This window comes from Flavobacterium sp. (assembly GCF_044369455.1).
Lineage (GTDB): Bacteria > Bacteroidota > Bacteroidia > Flavobacteriales > Flavobacteriaceae > Flavobacterium.
This window is the reverse complement of record NZ_JBIPLW010000004.1, coordinates 213,476-232,614: the sequence shown is the minus strand read 5'-3', so window position 1 is coordinate 232,614 and position 19,139 is coordinate 213,476. Positions and strand designations below refer to the sequence as shown.

At 34.0% G+C, this 19,139-nt stretch carries 19 protein-coding genes; all 19 read left to right on the top strand.

Annotated elements, in window-relative coordinates; all coding sequences use genetic code 11:
* Window positions 1-393, top strand: a 393-nt coding sequence (locus ACIQ2L_RS06065; protein WP_396157241.1) for a T9SS type A sorting domain-containing protein, incomplete at its 5' end; no start/stop codon positions are given.
* A gap of 150 nt (window positions 394-543) precedes the next feature.
* A complete protein-coding gene (locus tag ACIQ2L_RS06060) occupies window positions 544-1,002 on the top strand; it encodes a UpxY family transcription antiterminator (protein ID WP_396157239.1) in 459 nt (152 codons plus the stop codon).
* A gap of 109 nt (window positions 1,003-1,111) precedes the next feature.
* Complete coding sequence (locus tag ACIQ2L_RS06055) at window positions 1,112-1,645, top strand: ArsR family transcriptional regulator (protein WP_396157238.1); 534 nt, start codon at window positions 1,112-1,114, stop codon at window positions 1,643-1,645.
* A 274-nt stretch (window positions 1,646-1,919) separates the two neighbouring features.
* Window positions 1,920-3,023: a DegT/DnrJ/EryC1/StrS family aminotransferase gene (locus ACIQ2L_RS06050; protein WP_396157237.1), complete on the top strand. Its 1,104-nt coding sequence runs from the start codon at window positions 1,920-1,922 to the stop codon at window positions 3,021-3,023.
* Window positions 3,024-3,168: 145 nt separating this feature from the next.
* Window positions 3,169-4,968: an ABC transporter ATP-binding protein gene (locus ACIQ2L_RS06045; protein ID WP_396157236.1), complete on the top strand. Its 1,800-nt coding sequence runs from the start codon at window positions 3,169-3,171 to the stop codon at window positions 4,966-4,968.
* Window positions 4,969-4,970: 2 nt separating this feature from the next.
* A complete protein-coding gene (gene pseB / locus ACIQ2L_RS06040; protein WP_396157234.1) occupies window positions 4,971-5,984 on the top strand; it encodes a UDP-N-acetylglucosamine 4,6-dehydratase (inverting) in 1,014 nt (337 codons plus the stop codon).
* Window positions 5,985-6,029: 45 nt separating this feature from the next.
* Complete coding sequence (locus ACIQ2L_RS06035; RefSeq protein WP_396157233.1) at window positions 6,030-7,481, top strand: MBOAT family O-acyltransferase; 1,452 nt, start codon at window positions 6,030-6,032, stop codon at window positions 7,479-7,481.
* A 6-nt stretch (window positions 7,482-7,487) separates the two neighbouring features.
* Window positions 7,488-8,525, top strand: coding sequence for a hypothetical protein (locus ACIQ2L_RS06030; RefSeq protein ID WP_396157232.1), 1,038 nt, complete (start codon window positions 7,488-7,490; stop codon window positions 8,523-8,525).
* Window positions 8,522-9,754, top strand: a complete 1,233-nt coding sequence (pseC, locus tag ACIQ2L_RS06025) for a UDP-4-amino-4,6-dideoxy-N-acetyl-beta-L-altrosamine transaminase (protein ID WP_396157230.1) — start codon at window positions 8,522-8,524, stop codon at window positions 9,752-9,754. Before ACIQ2L_RS06030 ends, pseC begins: the two co-directional genes overlap by 4 nt.
* Window positions 9,741-10,586 carry an aldo/keto reductase gene (locus ACIQ2L_RS06020; protein ID WP_396157229.1) on the top strand — a complete coding sequence of 282 codons (846 nt, stop codon included), beginning with the start codon at window positions 9,741-9,743 and terminating at the stop codon, window positions 10,584-10,586. The genes pseC and ACIQ2L_RS06020 overlap by 14 nt, the downstream gene beginning before the upstream one ends.
* The gene (locus tag ACIQ2L_RS06015; protein WP_396157228.1) at window positions 10,583-11,473 is read left to right on the top strand and encodes a Gfo/Idh/MocA family oxidoreductase; all 891 of its coding nucleotides are present in this window, start codon (window positions 10,583-10,585) and stop codon (window positions 11,471-11,473) included. The genes ACIQ2L_RS06020 and ACIQ2L_RS06015 overlap by 4 nt, the downstream gene beginning before the upstream one ends.
* On the top strand, window positions 11,474-12,394 hold the full coding sequence (locus tag ACIQ2L_RS06010) for a Gfo/Idh/MocA family protein (RefSeq protein WP_396157227.1): 921 nt from the start codon (window positions 11,474-11,476) through the stop codon (window positions 12,392-12,394).
* Window positions 12,387-13,067, top strand: coding sequence for a cytidylyltransferase domain-containing protein (locus tag ACIQ2L_RS06005; protein WP_396157226.1), 681 nt, complete (start codon window positions 12,387-12,389; stop codon window positions 13,065-13,067). The genes ACIQ2L_RS06010 and ACIQ2L_RS06005 overlap by 8 nt, the downstream gene beginning before the upstream one ends.
* The gene (locus ACIQ2L_RS06000; RefSeq protein WP_396157225.1) at window positions 13,064-14,089 is read left to right on the top strand and encodes a GNAT family N-acetyltransferase; all 1,026 of its coding nucleotides are present in this window, start codon (window positions 13,064-13,066) and stop codon (window positions 14,087-14,089) included. Before ACIQ2L_RS06005 ends, ACIQ2L_RS06000 begins: the two co-directional genes overlap by 4 nt.
* Window positions 14,086-15,126, top strand: coding sequence for a pseudaminic acid synthase (gene pseI, locus ACIQ2L_RS05995; protein WP_396157224.1), 1,041 nt, complete (start codon window positions 14,086-14,088; stop codon window positions 15,124-15,126). The genes ACIQ2L_RS06000 and pseI overlap by 4 nt, the downstream gene beginning before the upstream one ends.
* A 14-nt stretch (window positions 15,127-15,140) precedes the next feature.
* Window positions 15,141-16,529, top strand: a complete 1,389-nt coding sequence (locus ACIQ2L_RS05990) for a hypothetical protein (RefSeq protein WP_396157223.1) — start codon at window positions 15,141-15,143, stop codon at window positions 16,527-16,529.
* 45 nt (window positions 16,530-16,574) lie between these two features.
* Window positions 16,575-17,186: an imidazole glycerol phosphate synthase subunit HisH gene (gene hisH, locus ACIQ2L_RS05985; protein ID WP_396157222.1), complete on the top strand. Its 612-nt coding sequence runs from the start codon at window positions 16,575-16,577 to the stop codon at window positions 17,184-17,186.
* A gap of 3 nt (window positions 17,187-17,189) precedes the next feature.
* Complete coding sequence (locus ACIQ2L_RS05980; protein ID WP_396157221.1) at window positions 17,190-17,948, top strand: AglZ/HisF2 family acetamidino modification protein; 759 nt, start codon at window positions 17,190-17,192, stop codon at window positions 17,946-17,948.
* Window positions 17,949-17,955: 7 nt separating this feature from the next.
* Complete coding sequence (locus tag ACIQ2L_RS05975) at window positions 17,956-19,119, top strand: N-acetyl sugar amidotransferase (RefSeq protein ID WP_396157219.1); 1,164 nt, start codon at window positions 17,956-17,958, stop codon at window positions 19,117-19,119.
* The last annotated feature ends 20 nt before the right edge of the window (window positions 19,120-19,139 follow it).

The window sequence follows — 19,139 nt, the reverse complement described above, 5'->3', positions numbered from 1 at the left end:
TTTAAATTGAGTGATTTCCCTGAGGCACAAGTAGGACAAACCTATTTTGTTGAAGTAGCAATTGAAATCAATGGCGTGTTTGGTGATTATGGAAATTCATGCGAAATTAATGCGGTAGCACCAGAAATTCCTAGAGCAGTTGCGCCGAAGTTTAAAGCTACGGCATATCCAAACCCATTTGCGGATAACTTTATGTTGGATGTGAAAACCGAAAGCCAATCAGTAGTAAACGTAAAAGTATACGACATGGTAGGTAGATTGATTGAGCAAAGAGAGGTGAGAACAAATGATTTAGAAACTACAACAATTGGAGATCGATATCCAAGTGGAGTGTACAACGTTGTTGTAGCACAAGAGGATAATGTTGAAACGGTTAGAGTGGTTAAGAGATAAGTTCTACTTGACAATTTATAATTGATAATGAAACCGCTTAGGAAACTAAGCGGTTTTTTTATTGTTGATTTACAGTATTAATTCTAGGTACTTTTAGTACTTTTGAAAACGAATTTAATAGGAGCTTTAAATTAAAAAATAATATTATTTATGCCATGGTATGCAGTTTATACAGTGTCGAGACAAGAAAAGAAAGTTGCCACTCGCTTGGCAGAAATTGGGATGGAAGTATATTGCCCTATGATTATTCAAGAACGACAATGGTCGGATAGGAAAAAAAAGGTGGAAGTACCTTTGTTACCATCCTATGTCTTCGTTAAACTAGAATCTCATGATAGAGAACTTGTTTTTCAAGTATCTGGAATTGTGCGTTATTTATATTGGCTTGGCAAACCAGCTATAATTAAAGATGCAGAAATAGATATATTACAGAAATGGTTACAAGATAAAGTTATTTCGTTTGAAGTTGTAGGAATTCAAAAAGGAACATTATACGAAATTCCTTCGGGTCCATTTATTGGTCAGAAAGGAATTGTCGAAAAAATAGACAAAAGTCAAATAACACTTATACTAGAAGAATTAGGGGTAAAAATTATATTACATAAATAATTGTTATTTTATTCTATTTTAGCTTTTCACTTTTAATTTACCTAAAAATTTTTATTTTATTTAACATTATAAAAAGGAATGAGTACATTTGTTACTCGGATTTTTTTTAATGTTAGAAAATTTAATTACTTCAAAAACTAGATTACGTCTCCTTGTTAAGTTTTTTATAAACGTAGCAAACGAAGGCTATCTTCGTGGTTTAGCATCCGAAATGCAAGAGTCTACCAATGCCATCCGAAAAGAACTCAACAATCTTACAGATGCGGGTTATTTGACACGTAGCGAAACCAACCATAAAATTACCTATAAGGCAAATCAAAAAAACTCATTTTTTATTTTATTACAACAAATCGTCCGAAAGTATGTTGGTTTAGATACTATTATCGAAATGGTTTTGGAACGAATGGGTCTAGTATCTAGGGTATTTGTTATTGGCGATTATGTTAAAGGTATTGATAGCGGTAGGATAGAGGTGGTTTTAGAAGGGAATAATTTAAATGAAGAATATATTAAACAATTGTCTATAAAAATTGGATTAGAAATTCAAAAAGAGGTTGTTTTTTATCTTACTCACAAACACGATAACAGCGGTTTATTGGTTTTTGAACAAGAATTAGTTGACGATAGAGTACAAATACTCTAAAGTCTATTTAAATAATAATTACAACGCTTTGTTAGTTTATTTATGGGACTGACCAAGCGAAGCCGTGTAAAAAAGTTACGTCTACGAATTATTTACAGTTACCTAATCCGCAACTCATATACCTTTTAAAGATTCAAGAATTGAAAGTTGTTTTTTCTTTAGTAACAGCCAATAGATTTTTCAATACTTCAATTTCCGGAATTTTAAATAGTAGGAGTAACTCCTAATTAACGTATTAGAACTTTAAGCGCAATAGAACTAATTCTACTGAAGAATGATTAATTTTTTAGATCTTCAAAAAATAAACGCCCAATATGCTACCGAATTTAAAAAAGTAGCAGCGGAAGTTATCGACTCAGGTCGATTTCTCATGGGTGAACGCGTTGCAAATTTTGAAAAAAGCCTAGCACAATATAACAAATCAAAACATGTCATTGCCGTAGCTAACGGATTGGACGCACTCCGATTAATTATAAAAGCCTACATAGATTTAGGTGTAATGTCGGAAGGCGACGAAGTTATCGTTCCTGCCAATACCTATATTGCTTCACTTTTGGCTATTACGGATAATAGATTGAAACCAATATTAGTAGAGCCCAATAATGAAAGCTTTAATTTGGATATCAACTTAATCGAAAAACAAATTACTCCAAAAACCAAAGCTATTATGGTCGTACATTTATATGGGCAGGTGTGCTGGAGTGAGTCATTGAGTAAGCTGGCCAAAAAGTATAATCTTAAAATCATCGAAGATAATGCACAGGCGATAGGTGCCGAGTGGAATGGTGTCAAGACAGGTAACTTAGGAGATGCTGCCGGATTTAGTTTTTATCCTGGAAAAATAATGGGTGCTTTAGGCGATGCTGGAGCGGTCACTACCAATGATGCTGTCTTAGCAGATTTGATAAGAGCACTAGGAAATTATGGAAGCAGAAAAAAATATGTGAATGAATTTCTGGGATTGAATAGTAGAATGGACGAGTTGCAAGCTGCTTTTTTGAGTGTGAAGTTACAATATGTAGATGTTGAAATTAAACACCGTCAAGCCATAGCCACTTACTATTTAGAGCATGTTAAAAACGATGCTATAATTTTGCCAAAAATAGTACAAACAAAATTGCACGTGTGGCACTTGTTTGTTATTCGAACCTCCAACCGTGAAGCATTACAAGATCATTTGCTTGCCAATGGCGTTCAAACCTTGATTCATTATCCAATTCCTCCTCATAGGCAAAAATGTTACGAAGTTTATAAAGAATTAGATTTACCATTAACAGAATTAATTCATAAACAGGTTTTAAGTTTGCCAATAAGTCCTGTAATGACCATAGAGGAAGTACAAACGGTATGTGACGTATTGAATAAATTTAGGATTTGATGATAAAAAGGATTTCTTTTTTTGTTATTTTTTATTATTTCCAATTTGGAAATTTGGTAGAGTAAGATTTTTTATTTTACTTTTAAATAATTACCCCCAACGAGTTAAATCGAAATAAATAGTTCCTTTTTTTAAATTATACGTATTGAAAAAATATTTGAAAAATTTTATTAAAAAAAACCTAGAGAGCTTTCTTTACTTTTATAGTTATTTGGGTTACCGAGTTTTTTTCTTTACTATTTTTAGTTTGTGTGTTGGCTTCTTAGACGGATTAGGATTGACTATGTTTTTACCCTTATTGCAAATGGTAGCCTCTTCAGATGCCAATCCGTCATCTAGTTTGGGTAGATTGTCATTTGTTGCGGATGCCATGCAGGCTGTTGGTTTAGGTTTTAATTTGGCGACTGTTTTGATCTTGATGTGTTCTTTTTTCGTTATGAAAGGGATACTCGTTTTTGCCCAGAACAGGTATGGCGTTATTGTTTTACAGTATTTTATAACTACCATCCGAAAGAATAATATACAGCGATTAAATGAAGTTAATTTTAAATATTTTATTAAATCTGATATAGGACAAATTCAAAATACACTCACCAATGAGACAGAACGTATAGCTATGGCTTATTCTTCTTATTTTCGTGCATTTCAAGAGTTTGTAATGGTTATTGTTTATTTGGGATTTGCTTTTTTTGTGGATGCTAAATTTGCTATTTTGGTAGGAATTGGGGGTGTTTTAACCAATTTATTCTTTAAAACAATTAATAATAAAACAAAAACGGCTTCTCATGCTTTGACTGCAAAGAACAATGAGTTGCAAGGGTTGCTCATCCAACATGTAGCCCATTATAAATACCTCAAGGCTACAGGTTGGCTAAAAGATTTCAGTGCCAAGTTAAATGTTAAAATTGATGAACTACAATCAGTAGGGCGACGGATAGGTACCTTATCTGCTTTATTAACTGGAGCAAGAGAGCCACTTATTATTATCGTTGTTTCCGCTGTGATACTTATTCAGGTAAATCTTTTGAATTCTCCACTTGGTCCTATTTTAATCAGTTTGCTATTTTTTTATAGAGCTTTGGCTTCAGTAGTAGCTACACAAACTGCATGGAATTATTTTTTAGAACGTTCAGGTGCTATGACCAATTTAAAATCTTTTGAAAAAGTGTTGGATATGAATAGACAAGAAGGGATAAATTCAAATCCTTTGACATTTTCACATTCCATAGCTTTAAAAGATGTTACTATACAAATAGATGCTATCACCATTTTGTCAAATATTAATTTGACTATCGAAAAAAATACAACCGTTGCCTTTGTAGGGGAAAGTGGTAGTGGGAAAACTACTCTTTTAAATGTGTTTTCAGGTTTGCTAGAGCTAACACAAGGACAAATTATGATGGACAATATATCCATTTCTTCACTTCAAAATAATTTCTACCAGAAAAAAATAGGATACATTACACAAGAGGCTGTCATATTTAATGATACATTATTTAACAATGTTACTTTATGGGCTCCAAAAAACGAAAAAACTTTAACGCAATTTTATAAAGCGATACAAGATGCTTCGTTAGATGATTTTGTAGATTCTCTTGCTGAAAAAGAATCTATTTTGCTTGGAAATAATGGGGTAAATTTGAGTGGAGGTCAACGTCAAAGAGTTTCTATTGCTCGAGAATTGTTTAAGCAACCAGAGTTATTACTCTTAGATGAAGCTACTTCTGCCCTAGATTCAGAAACAGAATTGGCTATAAAAAAGAGTATTGATTACTTAAAAGGAAAATTAACAATATTAACGGTGGCTCATCGCTTGTCCACCATTAAAGAATCGGATACTGTTGTTTTTCTTAAAGCTGGAAAGGTACAAAATGTAGGAACCTTTGAAGAACTTATAACTAAAGAACCAGAATTTAAACGAATGGTTCAATTACAAGAATTATAATTATGGATTTAACGAACAAAGCAATTTTAATTACAGGAGGCACAGGTTCTCTCGGAAAAGCATTAACTCAACATCTACTAACAACAAATCCCGGTATTAAACGTCTTGTTATCTTTTCGAGAGATGAACAAAAGCAGTTTGAAATGGCTCAAGAGTACCCTTCTCATCTCTTTCCTCAAATACGTTTTTTTATTGGAGATGTTAGAGATTTCGATCGACTCAAGAGAGCCTTGAAAGGAATTGATTATGTCATTCACGCCGCCGCAATGAAGCATGTGCCCATAGCAGAATACAATCCTATGGAGTGTATTAAGACCAATATTATGGGAGCAGAAAATGTTATTAATGCCTGTTTGGAAACAAGTGTTGAACGCGTAGTTGCTTTGTCAACCGATAAAGCAGCCGCTCCGATAAACTTATATGGTGCTACTAAACTAGCTTCTGATAAGTTATTTGTAGCAGCAAATAATATTAAAGGTTGGAATCCTATTATTTTTTCAGTAGTTCGTTATGGAAATGTAATGGGTTCTAATGGTTCGGTTATTCCATTTTTTCTTAAAAAAAGAAAAGAAGGTGTTTTACCTATTACAGAACCTGAAATGACTCGGTTTAATATCTCATTACAGGGCGGTGTCGATATGGTTTTGCATGCTTTAGAGCATGCTTGGGGTGGAGAAATCTTTGTTCCAAAAATCCCATCTTATCGCATTTTAGATGTAGCAGAAGCTATAGGTCCGGATTGTGAAAAACCGGTAATAGGGATTCGCCCGGGAGAGAAGATTCACGAGGAAATGATTACTGAGTCTGACTCCTTTTATACTTGGGATTTAGGTAAATATTATACAATAATTCCTTCGCTTTTGAAATGGAACTTAGATGATTTTGTTTCACATTTTAATGCGGTTAAAGTTCCTTACGGATTTAAATATAATTCTGGTGAAAATACCGATTGGGAAACAGTAGAAGGAATGAGGAAACAGATAAGGATACATGTTGACCCCGATTTTACCGTATAATCGACATTTAAAACAGAAAAGCAATAGTAACAAAACGATCAATAAATGTTATTTAACTCACTTGGGTACCTGTTTTTTTTACCAATAGTTTTCATTCTGTATTGGTTTGTAACAGGGAAAAATTTAAAAGCCCAAAATATACTGTTGCTTGTTGCTAGCTATTTTTTTTACGCCTGCTGGGACTGGCGTTTTCTTTTTCTCCTCTTGTTCTCATCCCTTCTAGATTATTTTACAGGACTGAAAATGCAGGATGCACAAAATGAAAAAAGAAAAAAAATTTGGTTCTGGTTAAGCATAATTATAAATATTGGCTTTTTAGCAATTTTTAAATACTATAATTTCTTTGCTGAATCATTTGCTGAACTGCTTTCGAATGTTGGTTTGAAAGTAAATGTGTGGGCGATCAAAGTTATTTTACCTGTTGGAATTTCGTTCTATACTTTCCATGGTCTGAGTTATGTAATTGATATTTATAAAAACAGGATAAAAGCTGAGAAAAATTTTGTTGACTATGCAGTGTTTGTAAGTTTCTTTCCTTTATTAGTGGCAGGGCCGATTGAAAGAGCCACTCACTTGTTACCACAAATTAAAAAGGAACGGCATTTTGATTATGTAAAAGCAGTAGATGGATTAAAGCAAATTTTATGGGGTCTGTTTAAAAAAGTTGTAATTGCAGATAACTGTGCAGAATATGCCAATTTGATATTTAATAATTCAGACTCTTATTCAGGTAGCACACTGGTATTAGGGGCATTGTTTTTTGCATTCCAGATATATGGTGATTTTTCAGGCTATTCAGATATAGCGCTTGGTACTGCAAGATTGTTTGGTATTGACCTACTCCGCAATTTTGCTTTCCCATATTTCTCTAGAGATATTGCCGAATTCTGGCGGCGCTGGCATATTTCACTCTCTACATGGTTCAGGGATTATTTATATTTTCCATTGGGAGGCAGCCGTGGAAATACCTGGATCAAAGTCCGCAATACTTTCATCATTTTCATTGTCAGTGGTTTTTGGCATGGTGCTAACTGGACTTTTATTGCATGGGGTGTTTTAAACGCTTTATATTTTTTACCTGTATTACTTTTAAACCGTAACAGGAATAACTTAGAAACAGTTGCAGCAGGGAAATTATTCCCCTCTATAAAAGAACTGGCAAGTATAGGTGCTACTTTTTCATTAACGGTATTTGCATGGATATTTTTCAGGGCAGAAAGTATGCAACATGCGTTTAGTTATATCGACAGCATGTTTTCCTGGTCCCTATTTAGCAACCCTGACTTCAATGGAAAAAAAATGGCGTTACTTACTTTAGCCCTCTGCCTCTTTTTTATTATAATAGAATGGCTGGGAAGAGAGGGTCAGTATGCATTATCGCATATGGGGCAACACTGGTCAAAGTCTGTACGTTTTGCTTTTTATAGTTTCCTTGTTTTTTTAATGGGCATGTACATGTCAACTAATGAAACACCCTTCATTTATTTCCAATTTTAATAAGCAATGAAGAAATTTATTGTAAATTGTTTTTTATTTTTCCTTTGTACAGTATTTTTTTATGTAATTCTTTTAATGCTATGGGGAAGTTTTTTGCCTGATGAGTTTAAGAAGAATATTAACTACAGAGTTGGTACCTCAGGATACACCTATACAAGGCTACATGAAGTGGAGAAATATAATAATATAAATATTTTGTTTGTTGGCTCATCTCATGCTTACCGTGGTTTTGATACAAGGATATTTAAAGAACGTGGGCTTACTTGTTTTAATTTAGGAACTAGTTCACAATCTCCTATTCAAACGGAATTATTGCTCGATAGGTATTTGGATAAATTAAATCCTTCAACAATTGTATTTGAAGTCTATCCTTATACATTTTCATGTGATGGTGTGGAGTCTTCTGTAGATGTGATTTCTAACAGCTGTGTTGACGGTAATTCTATAAAGATGGCGGCAAATATCAACAGTTTGAAAACATACAATACTTTGTTATATGCTTTTGTGCACAGGTTATTTGTAAATGAAAAACCGGTAAAGGAAAATCTATTTTTTATAGAATCAAAAGGGAATTTAAAATATTATACCACTTACATACCTGGTGGTTTTATGGAAAGTAAAAAAGAATGGATTGGGAATGATACTTTGGGCAAAAGCAATGCTATGAAAATGAACTCTTTAAATGAAAAAGGCATAATGACAGACCTAAAAATAATACAAACAAAAGATGGCAGGTGGGAGCCACGCCAAAGCCAAATAAAAGCGTTTGAAAGGATACTGAAAAAGCTTAAAGAAAAAAATATCCATGTAATATTAGTACAGGCACCAATAAACAGTAAATATTATTCACTGATAAAATGCAACAAAGAAATTGATAGTTATTTCTCTTCAAAAGAAGATTATTATAATTTTAATGTTCTTATGTTTTTTGACAATGAGCTAAATTTTACAGACTATGATCATCTGAACCAAAAGGGTGTAAAGAAAATGAATGAGGCTTTTATAGACAAAGCATTTAAAAAAGAATTAATACCATTACAATGAATAAAATTACTGTAACAGAAAAAAATACAGAAGCAAAAAAAATATTTAACCCCATTCCTTATGGTCGTCAAAATATTACAGAAGAGGACATTCAGGCGGTAATTGAAACGCTGCAGTCAGATTATCTAACACAAGGTCCAAAAATCTATGAATTTGAAGTAGCTTTTGCAACCTACGTTGGGGCAAAATATGCAGTAGCAGTGGCTAACGGAACCGCAGCATTACATCTTAATGCACTTGCACTTGGAGTAAAACCAGGAGATAAAGTCATAACAACACCAATTACATTTGCTGCTAGTGCCAATTGTATCCGCTATTGTGGTGGAGAAGTGGTTTTTGCTGATATTGATCCTAATACTTATTTGTTAGATATTAAAGCTGTTCGTCAATTACTAGAGGCTTCTCCAATTGGTACCTACCAAGGGATTGTTCCAGTAGATTTTGCAGGAAGAGCAGTTGATTTAGAGGCCTTTCGAAAATTAGCCAATGAGTATGGTTTGTGGATTATTCAAGATTCATGTCATTCACCTGGAGGTTATTTTATAGATAGCTCAGGAGTAAAACAGCATTGTGGTAATGGTAATTTTGCTGATTTAGCTATATTTTCTTTTCATCCTGTTAAACACATTGCCTGTGGAGAAGGTGGTATGATTACAACCAATGATAAAGAGTTATACGATAAATTAATGATGTTGCGTACCCATGGAATTACCAAGAATGAGTCTAAGTATACCAACTCTATAAGCTTTGCAGGTGGTATTGATACTTATCCATTATGGTATATGGAAATGCAAGACCTTGGTTATAATTACAGAATTACCGATTTTCAAGCTGCCTTAGGATTAAGTCAATTGCAAAGAGCAGACGAAGGTATCAGCAAAAGAAAAGAGATTGCCAAAAGTTATGAAGAAGCTTTCAATGGTAAGAAATTTATTAAAAGTCAATCCGGAGTAATTGATGGTCATGCCTATCACTTATATATCCTTGAAGTTGAAGATAGATTGGGTCTTTATAATTATTTAAGAACTCAAAATATTTTTGCACAGATACATTATATTCCCTGTCACTTGATGCCATATTATAGACAATTTGGCTGGGCAGCAGGTGATATGCCAAATGCAGAAACCTATTACAAGCATTGTATAAGTTTACCCATGTATCCAACTTTAACTGATGAACAACAAGATTTTGTAATCAAATCAGTTCTCAATTATTATGGAGCTTTATAAAAAAATAGGCATTGGTACTGTTCAATTTGGTTTGAATTATGGTATTTCAAATACATTGGGTCAAACTAATTCTGAAGAGGTGGCCAATATTTTATCCTATTGTAAAACTAATGGAATAACAATTTTAGATACCGCTTATGGCTATGGCGACAGCGAAAAAGTTCTTGGTCAAAATGTCCTTAAGGAGTTTAAAATTATTTCAAAATTTTTATCACCAAAGGATACTATCAGTATTGCTGAACAATTCAAGATTTCCACAGAGAGATTAAAAACAAAGAAACTTTACGGTTATTTAGCTCATCGACCAATGGATGTATATGAAAATCCGAGTCAATGGGAGGAAATCAAAAATATGAAATCCAATGGATTCGTTGAAAAAATAGGTTTTTCATTCAATACTCCTAAGGAAATTGATTTGGTACTAGAAGCAGCAATGATTCCCGATTTGGTTCAGGTGCCTTTTAACTTTTTTGATAACAGATTTGAAGAGAAATTAATTTTTTTAAAAGAAAATTATAATTGTGAAATACATACGCGCTCTGTTTTTTTGCAAGGACTTTTTTTTACTAATCCTGATAAATTGCCCGATTTTTTTAATCCGATAAAAGCACTTCTTAAAGATTTTAAAGAAACTCATGCTAATCTAACAGGTTCTTTATTGAAATATGCTCTTTCAAAACCATTTATCGATTGTGTGATTATTGGTGTAAATAATATAAAACAATTAAAGGAGAACATGAATAGTTTGGAAGAATCTGTAATTCCAAAAAGAAATATAGAACAGATAATACCCAATGAAATACTAATTCCTTCTCATTGGCCTCAATCATGACAAAGTTAAAATTAGGTGTTATAGGAATGAGTGAAGGCAATGGTCATCCATATTCATGGAGTGCTATTTTTAATGGATATGAGAAGAACATTATGCAAGAATGTCCTTTTCCTTCAATCCCTGATTATCTTACCAAAGAAAGTTATCCACAAAATTTTTTAAGTCATTTAGCTGAAGTTACCCATATTTGGACTCAAAGTCACGAAATATCAAATCACATTGCAAAGGCCTCAAAAATTAAAAATGTAGTCGCTCATTATTCAGAAATGATTGGAGCAGTAGATGCAGTTTTGTTAGCCAGAGATGATGCCGAAAATCATTATGAAATTTCATTGCCTTTTTTGAAAGCAGGTATACCTATATTTATTGATAAACCTTTTGCTTTGAGTTTAAAAGAAGCAAACCAAATGATTAATGCTCAACAATTCAATAATCAAATATTTACATGCTCGTCTTTGCGTTATGCTAAAGAATTATTTTTATCAAAAACTGATAAAGAAACTATAGGCAGTATCTATCATGTTGATGCTACGATCATGAAATATTGGGAAACCTATGCAATTCATCTTTTAGAACCGATAGTTGTTAATTTACCCAATCGTGGAATTTTGAAAAGCGTAAATAAAATTGAAGATCCCAAAATGCATCATGTTGCAATATTATGGGAACAGGTTTCAGCTGCAATTAAAGTTACAGGAAACCAAATTGTTCCTTTAGAATTTACCTATTATGGTTCTAAAGGAACTGTGAAAAAAGTATTTTCAGATTCTTTTGCCTGCTTTAAGGCTTCGTTATTTGAATTCATAAAACAAATTAAAAACCAACAGAACAGTATATTACGAAAGGATACGCTTGAATTGGTAGATATAATAGAAAAAGGAAGATAAATGAAACTGTTATTAGTAGGTTTGGGTTCCATCGGGCAAAAGCATTTATCTATTTTAAATGCAATGGAAGGCGTTGAGCTTGCTGCTTTAAGAACCTCAAAAGGGCTTTTAGCCAATACTACACCCATAACTACTTTTTATACTTTAGAAGAAGCTTTAGCCTTTCATCCAGATGGAGTTATCATTTCAAATCCAACAGCTTTGCATGTGGAAACGGCTTTGCCTTTTTTAAAAGCGGGTTGTAAAGTTTTGATTGAAAAACCCATTGACGACCAAGTAGAGAAAGCTGAAAAACTCGAACCTTATCAGCATTTGATTCGCGTTGCCTATTGTATGCGATTTCATCCGATTATGCAATTCTTGCACGTAAAGTTTCAAGAAGAACTTCCTTTTAAAGTGGGTTTTAAACGTTCGTTTTATTTGCCTAAATGGCATCCTTATGCTGATTATACAAAAGAATATACAGCGCAAAAAAAATTAGGAGGCGGTGTCATTCGTACTTTAAGTCACGAGTTAGATTTGGCCATTCATTGGTTTGGAGCACCTACTGATGTTATCGGCGTTACCGACAAAGTTTCATTTCTTTCCATTGATACCGATGATTATGCTTTTTTTAGCTTAAAAACGCAACAACATACTCGGGTTAATTTTGAACTAGATTTTTTTTCACCAATTAATATTAACTTAGGTGAGGCTTTTACACAAAAAGGAATGTACAGTTGGACTTTGAATGAAGTTCGGTTTATGCCTTACGACAGTTCGGATTATGAAACTATTGTGCAATTTGATAATTCTGTCCAAGTTATGTATGAACAACAAATGATAGATTTTTGTTCCTTTGTAAAAGGAGAACATGGCTTGAACTGTACTTTTGATGAATCTGTTTTAATTTTAAAAACAATACAACATATAGATGCCTAAAATTGTAGCAATAATTCCTGCGAGAGGAGGTTCAAAAAGAGTGCCTGGAAAAAACATAATGGATTTTTGTGGTAAACCAATGATTGCTTGGACTATTGAAGCCGCCAAAGAATCCCAACTTTTTGATGCTATTGTTGTGTCAACAGATGATCCTGAAATTGCTTCAGTTGCGGTTGCTCATGGCGCTATTGTTCCCGCATTAAGAGAAGAAGCAGCTGATGATTTTTCACCAGTTAGTGAAGCAACCATTCATACTTTAGACCAATTAGCTACTCAAGGATTAAATTTTGATGTAGTAGTACAATTGTTTGCGGTTTGTCCTTTGCGAAATGCTATAGACATACAAAATGCGTATCAATTTTTTGTTGCACAAAAAACTAAATTTTTAATCTCTTGCTTTAAATATGTATGGATGAATCCTTGGTGGGCTGTTCAATTAGATGAGCAACACAAACCCAAAAGAATTTTTGAAGATACTTTTAAACGCTCACAGGATTTGCCTGAATTGTATTGTCCTACCGGAGCAGTTTGGATTGCAGATATTCCGAGTTTGAAATCGTCTCATACATTTTATGGCGAAGATCATGTATTTTGGGAAATGGAATGGAAAAGAGCTTTGGATATTGATTCATATGAAGATGTTGCATTAGGAAAAGCATTATTTAATTTATGAGTTTTGTAGAACACTATAAGGTCTTAACCCAGCAAAAATTTCAAAGTGATAATTTTTCATTAGTTCCTATCAGGTTTGAAGATAGATTAAAAATCATGCATTGGCGAAATGAGCAGCTTTATCATTTGCGTCAGCAAAAGCCACTAGCTGTTGAAGATCAGGAAAATTATTTTAAAAATGTGGTAAGTAAATTGTTTCATCAAGAACAACCTAATCAAATTTTATTTTCCTTTTTGGAAAATGGCTTTTGTATCGGATATGGAGGTTTAGTTCATATTAATTGGACAGACAGAAATGCTGAAATCTCTTTTATTATGGATACTGCATTAGAAGACAAAAGATTTCACGAAATTTGGAAAGCTTATCTTAATTTACTAGAACAAGTGGCATTTACAGATTTAAATTTACATAAAATATATACCTACGCTTTTGATTTAAGACCTCATTTGTATGACGTTTTAGAAGCATGTAGTTTCATGAATGAGGCAAGATTGAAGGAACATTGTTTTTTTAGAGGAGAATTTTTAGACATAATATATCATTCAAAAATAAATAGAAAGATGCTTTTTAGAGAGGCAAAAGAAAAGGATAGTTTACTGTTTTTTGAATGGGCAAATGATGCTTCGGTTAGAGATAATTCTTATCAGTCTGAGCCAATATCAATTGAAACACATAATATTTGGTTTTTAAATAAATTAAGGGATGATGATTGCTTTATGACTGTTTTTGAAAATCATATTGGAGATCCAATTGGTCAAGTAAGAATTCAGCGTTTCGATAACGAAAAGGCTATGATTGGAATTTCAAGTGATGTAAAACATCGTGGTAAAGGGTATGCTTTTAAAATGATACAGATGGCATCTGAAGTTTTTTTAAAAGAGAATCCTCAATCATGTATCAGTGCTTATATAAAACTTGAAAACCTAGCTTCTCAAAGAGCATTTGAAAAGGCTGGATATAAATTAGATAAAGCTTTGGAATACGATTCAATTCCAAGCCTTCATTATATTAGAAAATTATGAAAATAGGAAATTTCAAAATACATAAAGAGGGAAAAGTTTTCATCATAGCCGAACTTTCTGCCAATCATAATGGGAGTATAGAGGTTGCTCTTGAAACGATAAAAGCGGCTAAAAGAGCTGGAGCCGATTGTATCAAACTACAAACCTATCGTGCCGATACTATTACCATAGATTCAAAAAGAGATGATTTTTTAATCAAAGGAACAATTTGGGAAGGTAAAAATCTTTTTGAGCTTTATCAAGAAGCCTACACGCCTTGGGAATGGCATGAAACTTTGTTTAAGGCAGCCGAAGCAGAAGGATTAATTTGTTTTTCTTCCCCTTTTGACCCAACATCAGTGGAACTATTAGAAAGTTTAAATACGCCTGCTTACAAAATTGCTTCTTTTGAAATCACCGATATTCCCTTGATTGAATTGGTGGCTTCCAAAGGAAAGCCTGTCATTATCTCAACTGGTATTGCCGAAGAGGAAGATATACAGCTCGCATTAGATGCCTGTAAAAGAATGGGAAATTATGATATTGCTTTATTAAAATGCACTTCGAGTTATCCTGCCCCAATTGAAGAAGCTAATTTGATTATGGTTAAGGACATGGCTGAAAAATTCGGAGTTATAACGGGTTTGTCTGATCATACTATGGGTAGCACCGCTCCAATTGTTGCAACTTGTTTTGGAGGTAAAATTATAGAAAAACATTTTATATTAGACCGCTCTATCGGTGGTCCTGACGCTTCTTTTTCGATGAATGAAGCCGAGTTTACCGCTATGGTAAAAGCAGTTAGGGAAGCAGAAAAGGCAGTGGGTGTGGTAGATTATCAACTAACTGAAAAGCAAAAAAGTGGCCGTGATTTTTCAAGATCGTTGTACATTGTGAAGGATGTATTAGCTGGTGAAAAAGTAACCGCTGAAAATATAAGGAGCATCAGGCCGGGCTTCGGTTTGCACCCTAAGCATTATAATGAAGTGCTTGGAAAAACATTTAGAGAAGGACAAGTAAAGGGAACAAGATTTGCCCTAAACCAAATTGTGAAATAAATTTTCTAAAAACATTGGAAGAACTGAAAGATCTCTCACCTCATTTTAATACAGTACATGGAAATGTACCAGGTGCTTTTTCATTAGAACGGGTTAAAATAAGCGATAGCATTTTTGAAATACTAGTACCAGTGATGAATGAAATACATGGAACTAATCATTCTTTGCGTTTTTGGAAGATTGTGATGAATGATTATGTAAATGCCGTTATCAGCATCAAGCATGTGTTGGAACAGCAGGAGTTAAATGGGCAGGTTACATTATTACCAATTAACAGTCATCATGTCCCCACATTAAAAGATAAAGTTATTGCTAGGCTTCCTTCAGTGATAAAGCATTTTAAATCTCCGGGAAAACTAAATACAATACATGCACTACTTTCGGAGAACAATGATGTAAATATAGGGTTGCCATCGATTAAATCGGTAGCAGAAGAAATAGGGTGCCCTTTGCCATTGTACTACTCTATTTATCCTGGAAGCGGTGATAAATCAAAAAGGAAAAAGGTAAATATAATTGCAGTTGCACAAGCAAATATTTATTTCAGAAATATTGTAAAACGCCTTCCAAAAGTGTATGTCGAGTATTTTGAAAAGGACTTTAACAGTATTAAGCTTTATAAAGCTTCTTCAAAGACTTTTCATTTGCACGGAACTCCGCCTTATTATAACTTATTAGTTATTGCCAAATATTTAGAGAATGGAGCCAAACTATTTTGGTATCAGCATGGTGCTTATTATGGAGAATTAATAGGGCATAATTCTTATTTGCTTGAAAATAGCTTGGCAGATGAATTCCGCACTTGGGGCTGGAAAATAAAACCAAATGACGTCCCATGGAAAGCATACCGGTTAGAAAAATTTAAACTTCAGTATGATGCAGGACCCAAAACAAAAGAGTTTGATTTTTTAATGTGCTATCCGGATGTGTATCAAACAAATCTTGCTTTTTATAAAACAGGAACTGAATATTTTTTAAATAATATCAATATTAATAAGTACAAAAAACTCCTAGCAAGACCAAGACCAATGAATAGGCTCTTTAGTCATGCCAACCGTATTTCATTTATTAAGGACAACAGAGTCACAATTGATTCTGGGTTGAGCAGTATGGCTGAAATAATAGCTAAGTGCAGATTGGTTATTCAGTTTTCCATACCGGCAACCAACTTCATGGAGTGTTTGTATATTGATCATCCTACTATGGGGCTATTGGATAACGACCAACCTACTGATATAGTAAAACCGTATTATGATTTTCTAATCCAGCAAGGTGTGATTCACAACAATTTTATTTCATTAGTGGAACACTTAAATAAAATTGACCTAGATCAATGGTGGGCTACTTTAATTAAAGAACCCATGTATTTACAATTTAAAAATGAGTTTTTAAGAAAAGTATAAAACTAAACACTCTTTCACTAAAATTCTAAACTTTTCAAAACTTAAATGATATACATAGTTAACTACGGACTTGGTAATTTAAATTCCATTCGCAACATCATAAAGAAAATTGGCGGCGAGTCAAAAATTATAGATGATGTGAATGAAGTAAAAGATGCAACAAAATTAATTCTTCCCGGTATTGGTTCCTTTGACCACGGTATGAAATTTTTAAATGAAAAAGGATGGGTTGATGCTTTGAATGAAGCAGTACTTGAACGTAAAGTGCCGGTACTCGGTATTTGTCTTGGTATGCAACTCATGTGCAAGGGAAGTGAAGAAGGCGTGCTGCCAGGACTTGGCTGGTTTGATGCAGATGTAAAACGTTTCCGTATTGCGCCAGGGTCACCTTTTAAAATTCCACATATGGGTTGGAATGCCGTACATGTAAAAAAAGGAAATCCTTTGGTTGAGATGAAAGAAGAAGAGCAGCGTTTTTATTTTGTTCATTCATATCATGTCGTTTGCAATAATCCTCAGGATGAATTATTAAGTGCTGTACATGATTATGAATTTACAGCCGCTATCAGTCATGATAATATGTATGCCACACAATTTCATCCAGAAAAAAGCCACCGCTTTGGTATGGATTTATTAAAACATTTTATAGCTATTTAACCTATGCTGAAACACAGGGTAATACCATGTTTACTGCTCCGTAATGGTGGATTGGTAAAGACATTAAAATTCGCAGATGCAAAATATGTTGGCGACCCCATTAATGCCATCCGCATCTTTAATGATAAAGAAGTGGATGAACTAATGGTACTTGACATTACCGCTAGCAAAGACAAAAAAGAACCCAACTATGAGTTGATAGAACAATTCGCTAGCGAATGTTTTATGCCGCTGACTTATGGAGGGGGAATTAAAACAATGGAACAAGCACAAAGGCTGTTCAATTCAGGTATTGAAAAAATTTGTTTGCAAACTTCTGTTTTAGATGACCTATCGTTAGTGAAAAGCCTTTCTGATAAATGGGGAAGCTCCAGCATATTGGTTTCTATTGATGTAAAAAGAAACTGGATGGGACAGCCAAAATTATATTCAGCCGCCACTGGAAAAACACTGGATAAAAAATGGACAGACTACATGCTTGAGGCAGTAAAGGCAGGAGCGGGAGAAATTGTTTTGAATGCAGTAGATAAAGACGGTACTATGAAAGGCATGGATACAGAATTGATAAATGAAGCAGCAAAAATTTTATCGGTGCCTTTGGTTGCTGTTGGTGGTGCAGGTAGTTTGGCTGATATAAAAGCTGCGGTAGATGCAGGAGCCAATGCAGTAAGCGCAGGTGCATTGTTTGTTTTCCAAGGGCCACACAGGGCAGTGTTGATAACTTACCCTAAGTATAATGAGTTAATACAATTATTGAGTTAAAAAAATTATGGAACAAAAAAATATACAGGTATGTAAACGATGTGTGGTAAATGCTAATGTGCCTAGTACAACTTTTGATGCGAATGGTTATTGCAACTATTGCAATACATTTATTGAGCACACCAAGCAAATCATTCACAAAGATCCTTTACAGCAGCAAAAAGACCTAGAATCGCTAGTGGCAAAAGTAAAAAAGAACGGACTGGGAAAACCTTATGATTGTATTGTTGGGGTATCCGGCGGCGTTGACAGCAGTTGGGTATTGCTACAGGTAAAAAAATTAGGACTTCGTCCGTTGGCGGTACACATGGATAATGGATGGAACAGTGAACTAGCACAAAACAATATTGAAAATTTAGTTCGTGGGCTGGGAGTTGATCTATACACTCATGTAATTGACTGGGAAGAATATAGGGCATTGATGCAGGCATTTTTTGATGCTGATGTAATTGATGTGGAATTGTTGTACGACAATGCCATGCTTGGTGTTATATACACACAGGCAAAAAAACAGGGACTTCGTTATATACTTACTGGCGCTAACAAAGCCACCGAAGGCATTCCATTGCCAGACAGCTGGAGTTGGAATAAATTCGACAAAAGGAATATTGTTGCATTAGGTAAAAAGTTTGGCAATATTAAACTGAAAACCTTCCCTGCGATGGGCAGTTCAGAATGGGCCTGGTATTATTATATAAAACTGATACAGTTTTGCCCCTTTCTCGATTATTTGCCTTACAATAAATTTGAAGCGTTGGAAGTGCTGCAAAGGGATTACAATTACAAACCTTATCCCTACAAACATTATGAATCGATTTTTACCCGTTTTTACCAGGGCTATATTTTACCGAAAAAATTTGGTGTAGATAAACGAATCATACATCTTTCCACATTGGTGGCTGCAGGGCAAATGACAAGAGAAGAGGCACTAAAAGGTTTGGAAGGAATTCCTTATCCATCTCAACAGGCATTGGAAGATGATATCGAATACTTTCTAAAAAAAATGAATTGGTCACAAGCTATGTTGGATGACTATTTAAAAAGGCCCGAAAGAAGACATGATGAATTCCCTTCTGAAAAAAAGAAATACGAATTTTTAGCCACACTGTCTGACCGTATACCAGTAGGTTTAAAAACAAAGATTACCAATTTTGTAAAATCAATTCGGTAGATTTTTGTTCAAGATATAGT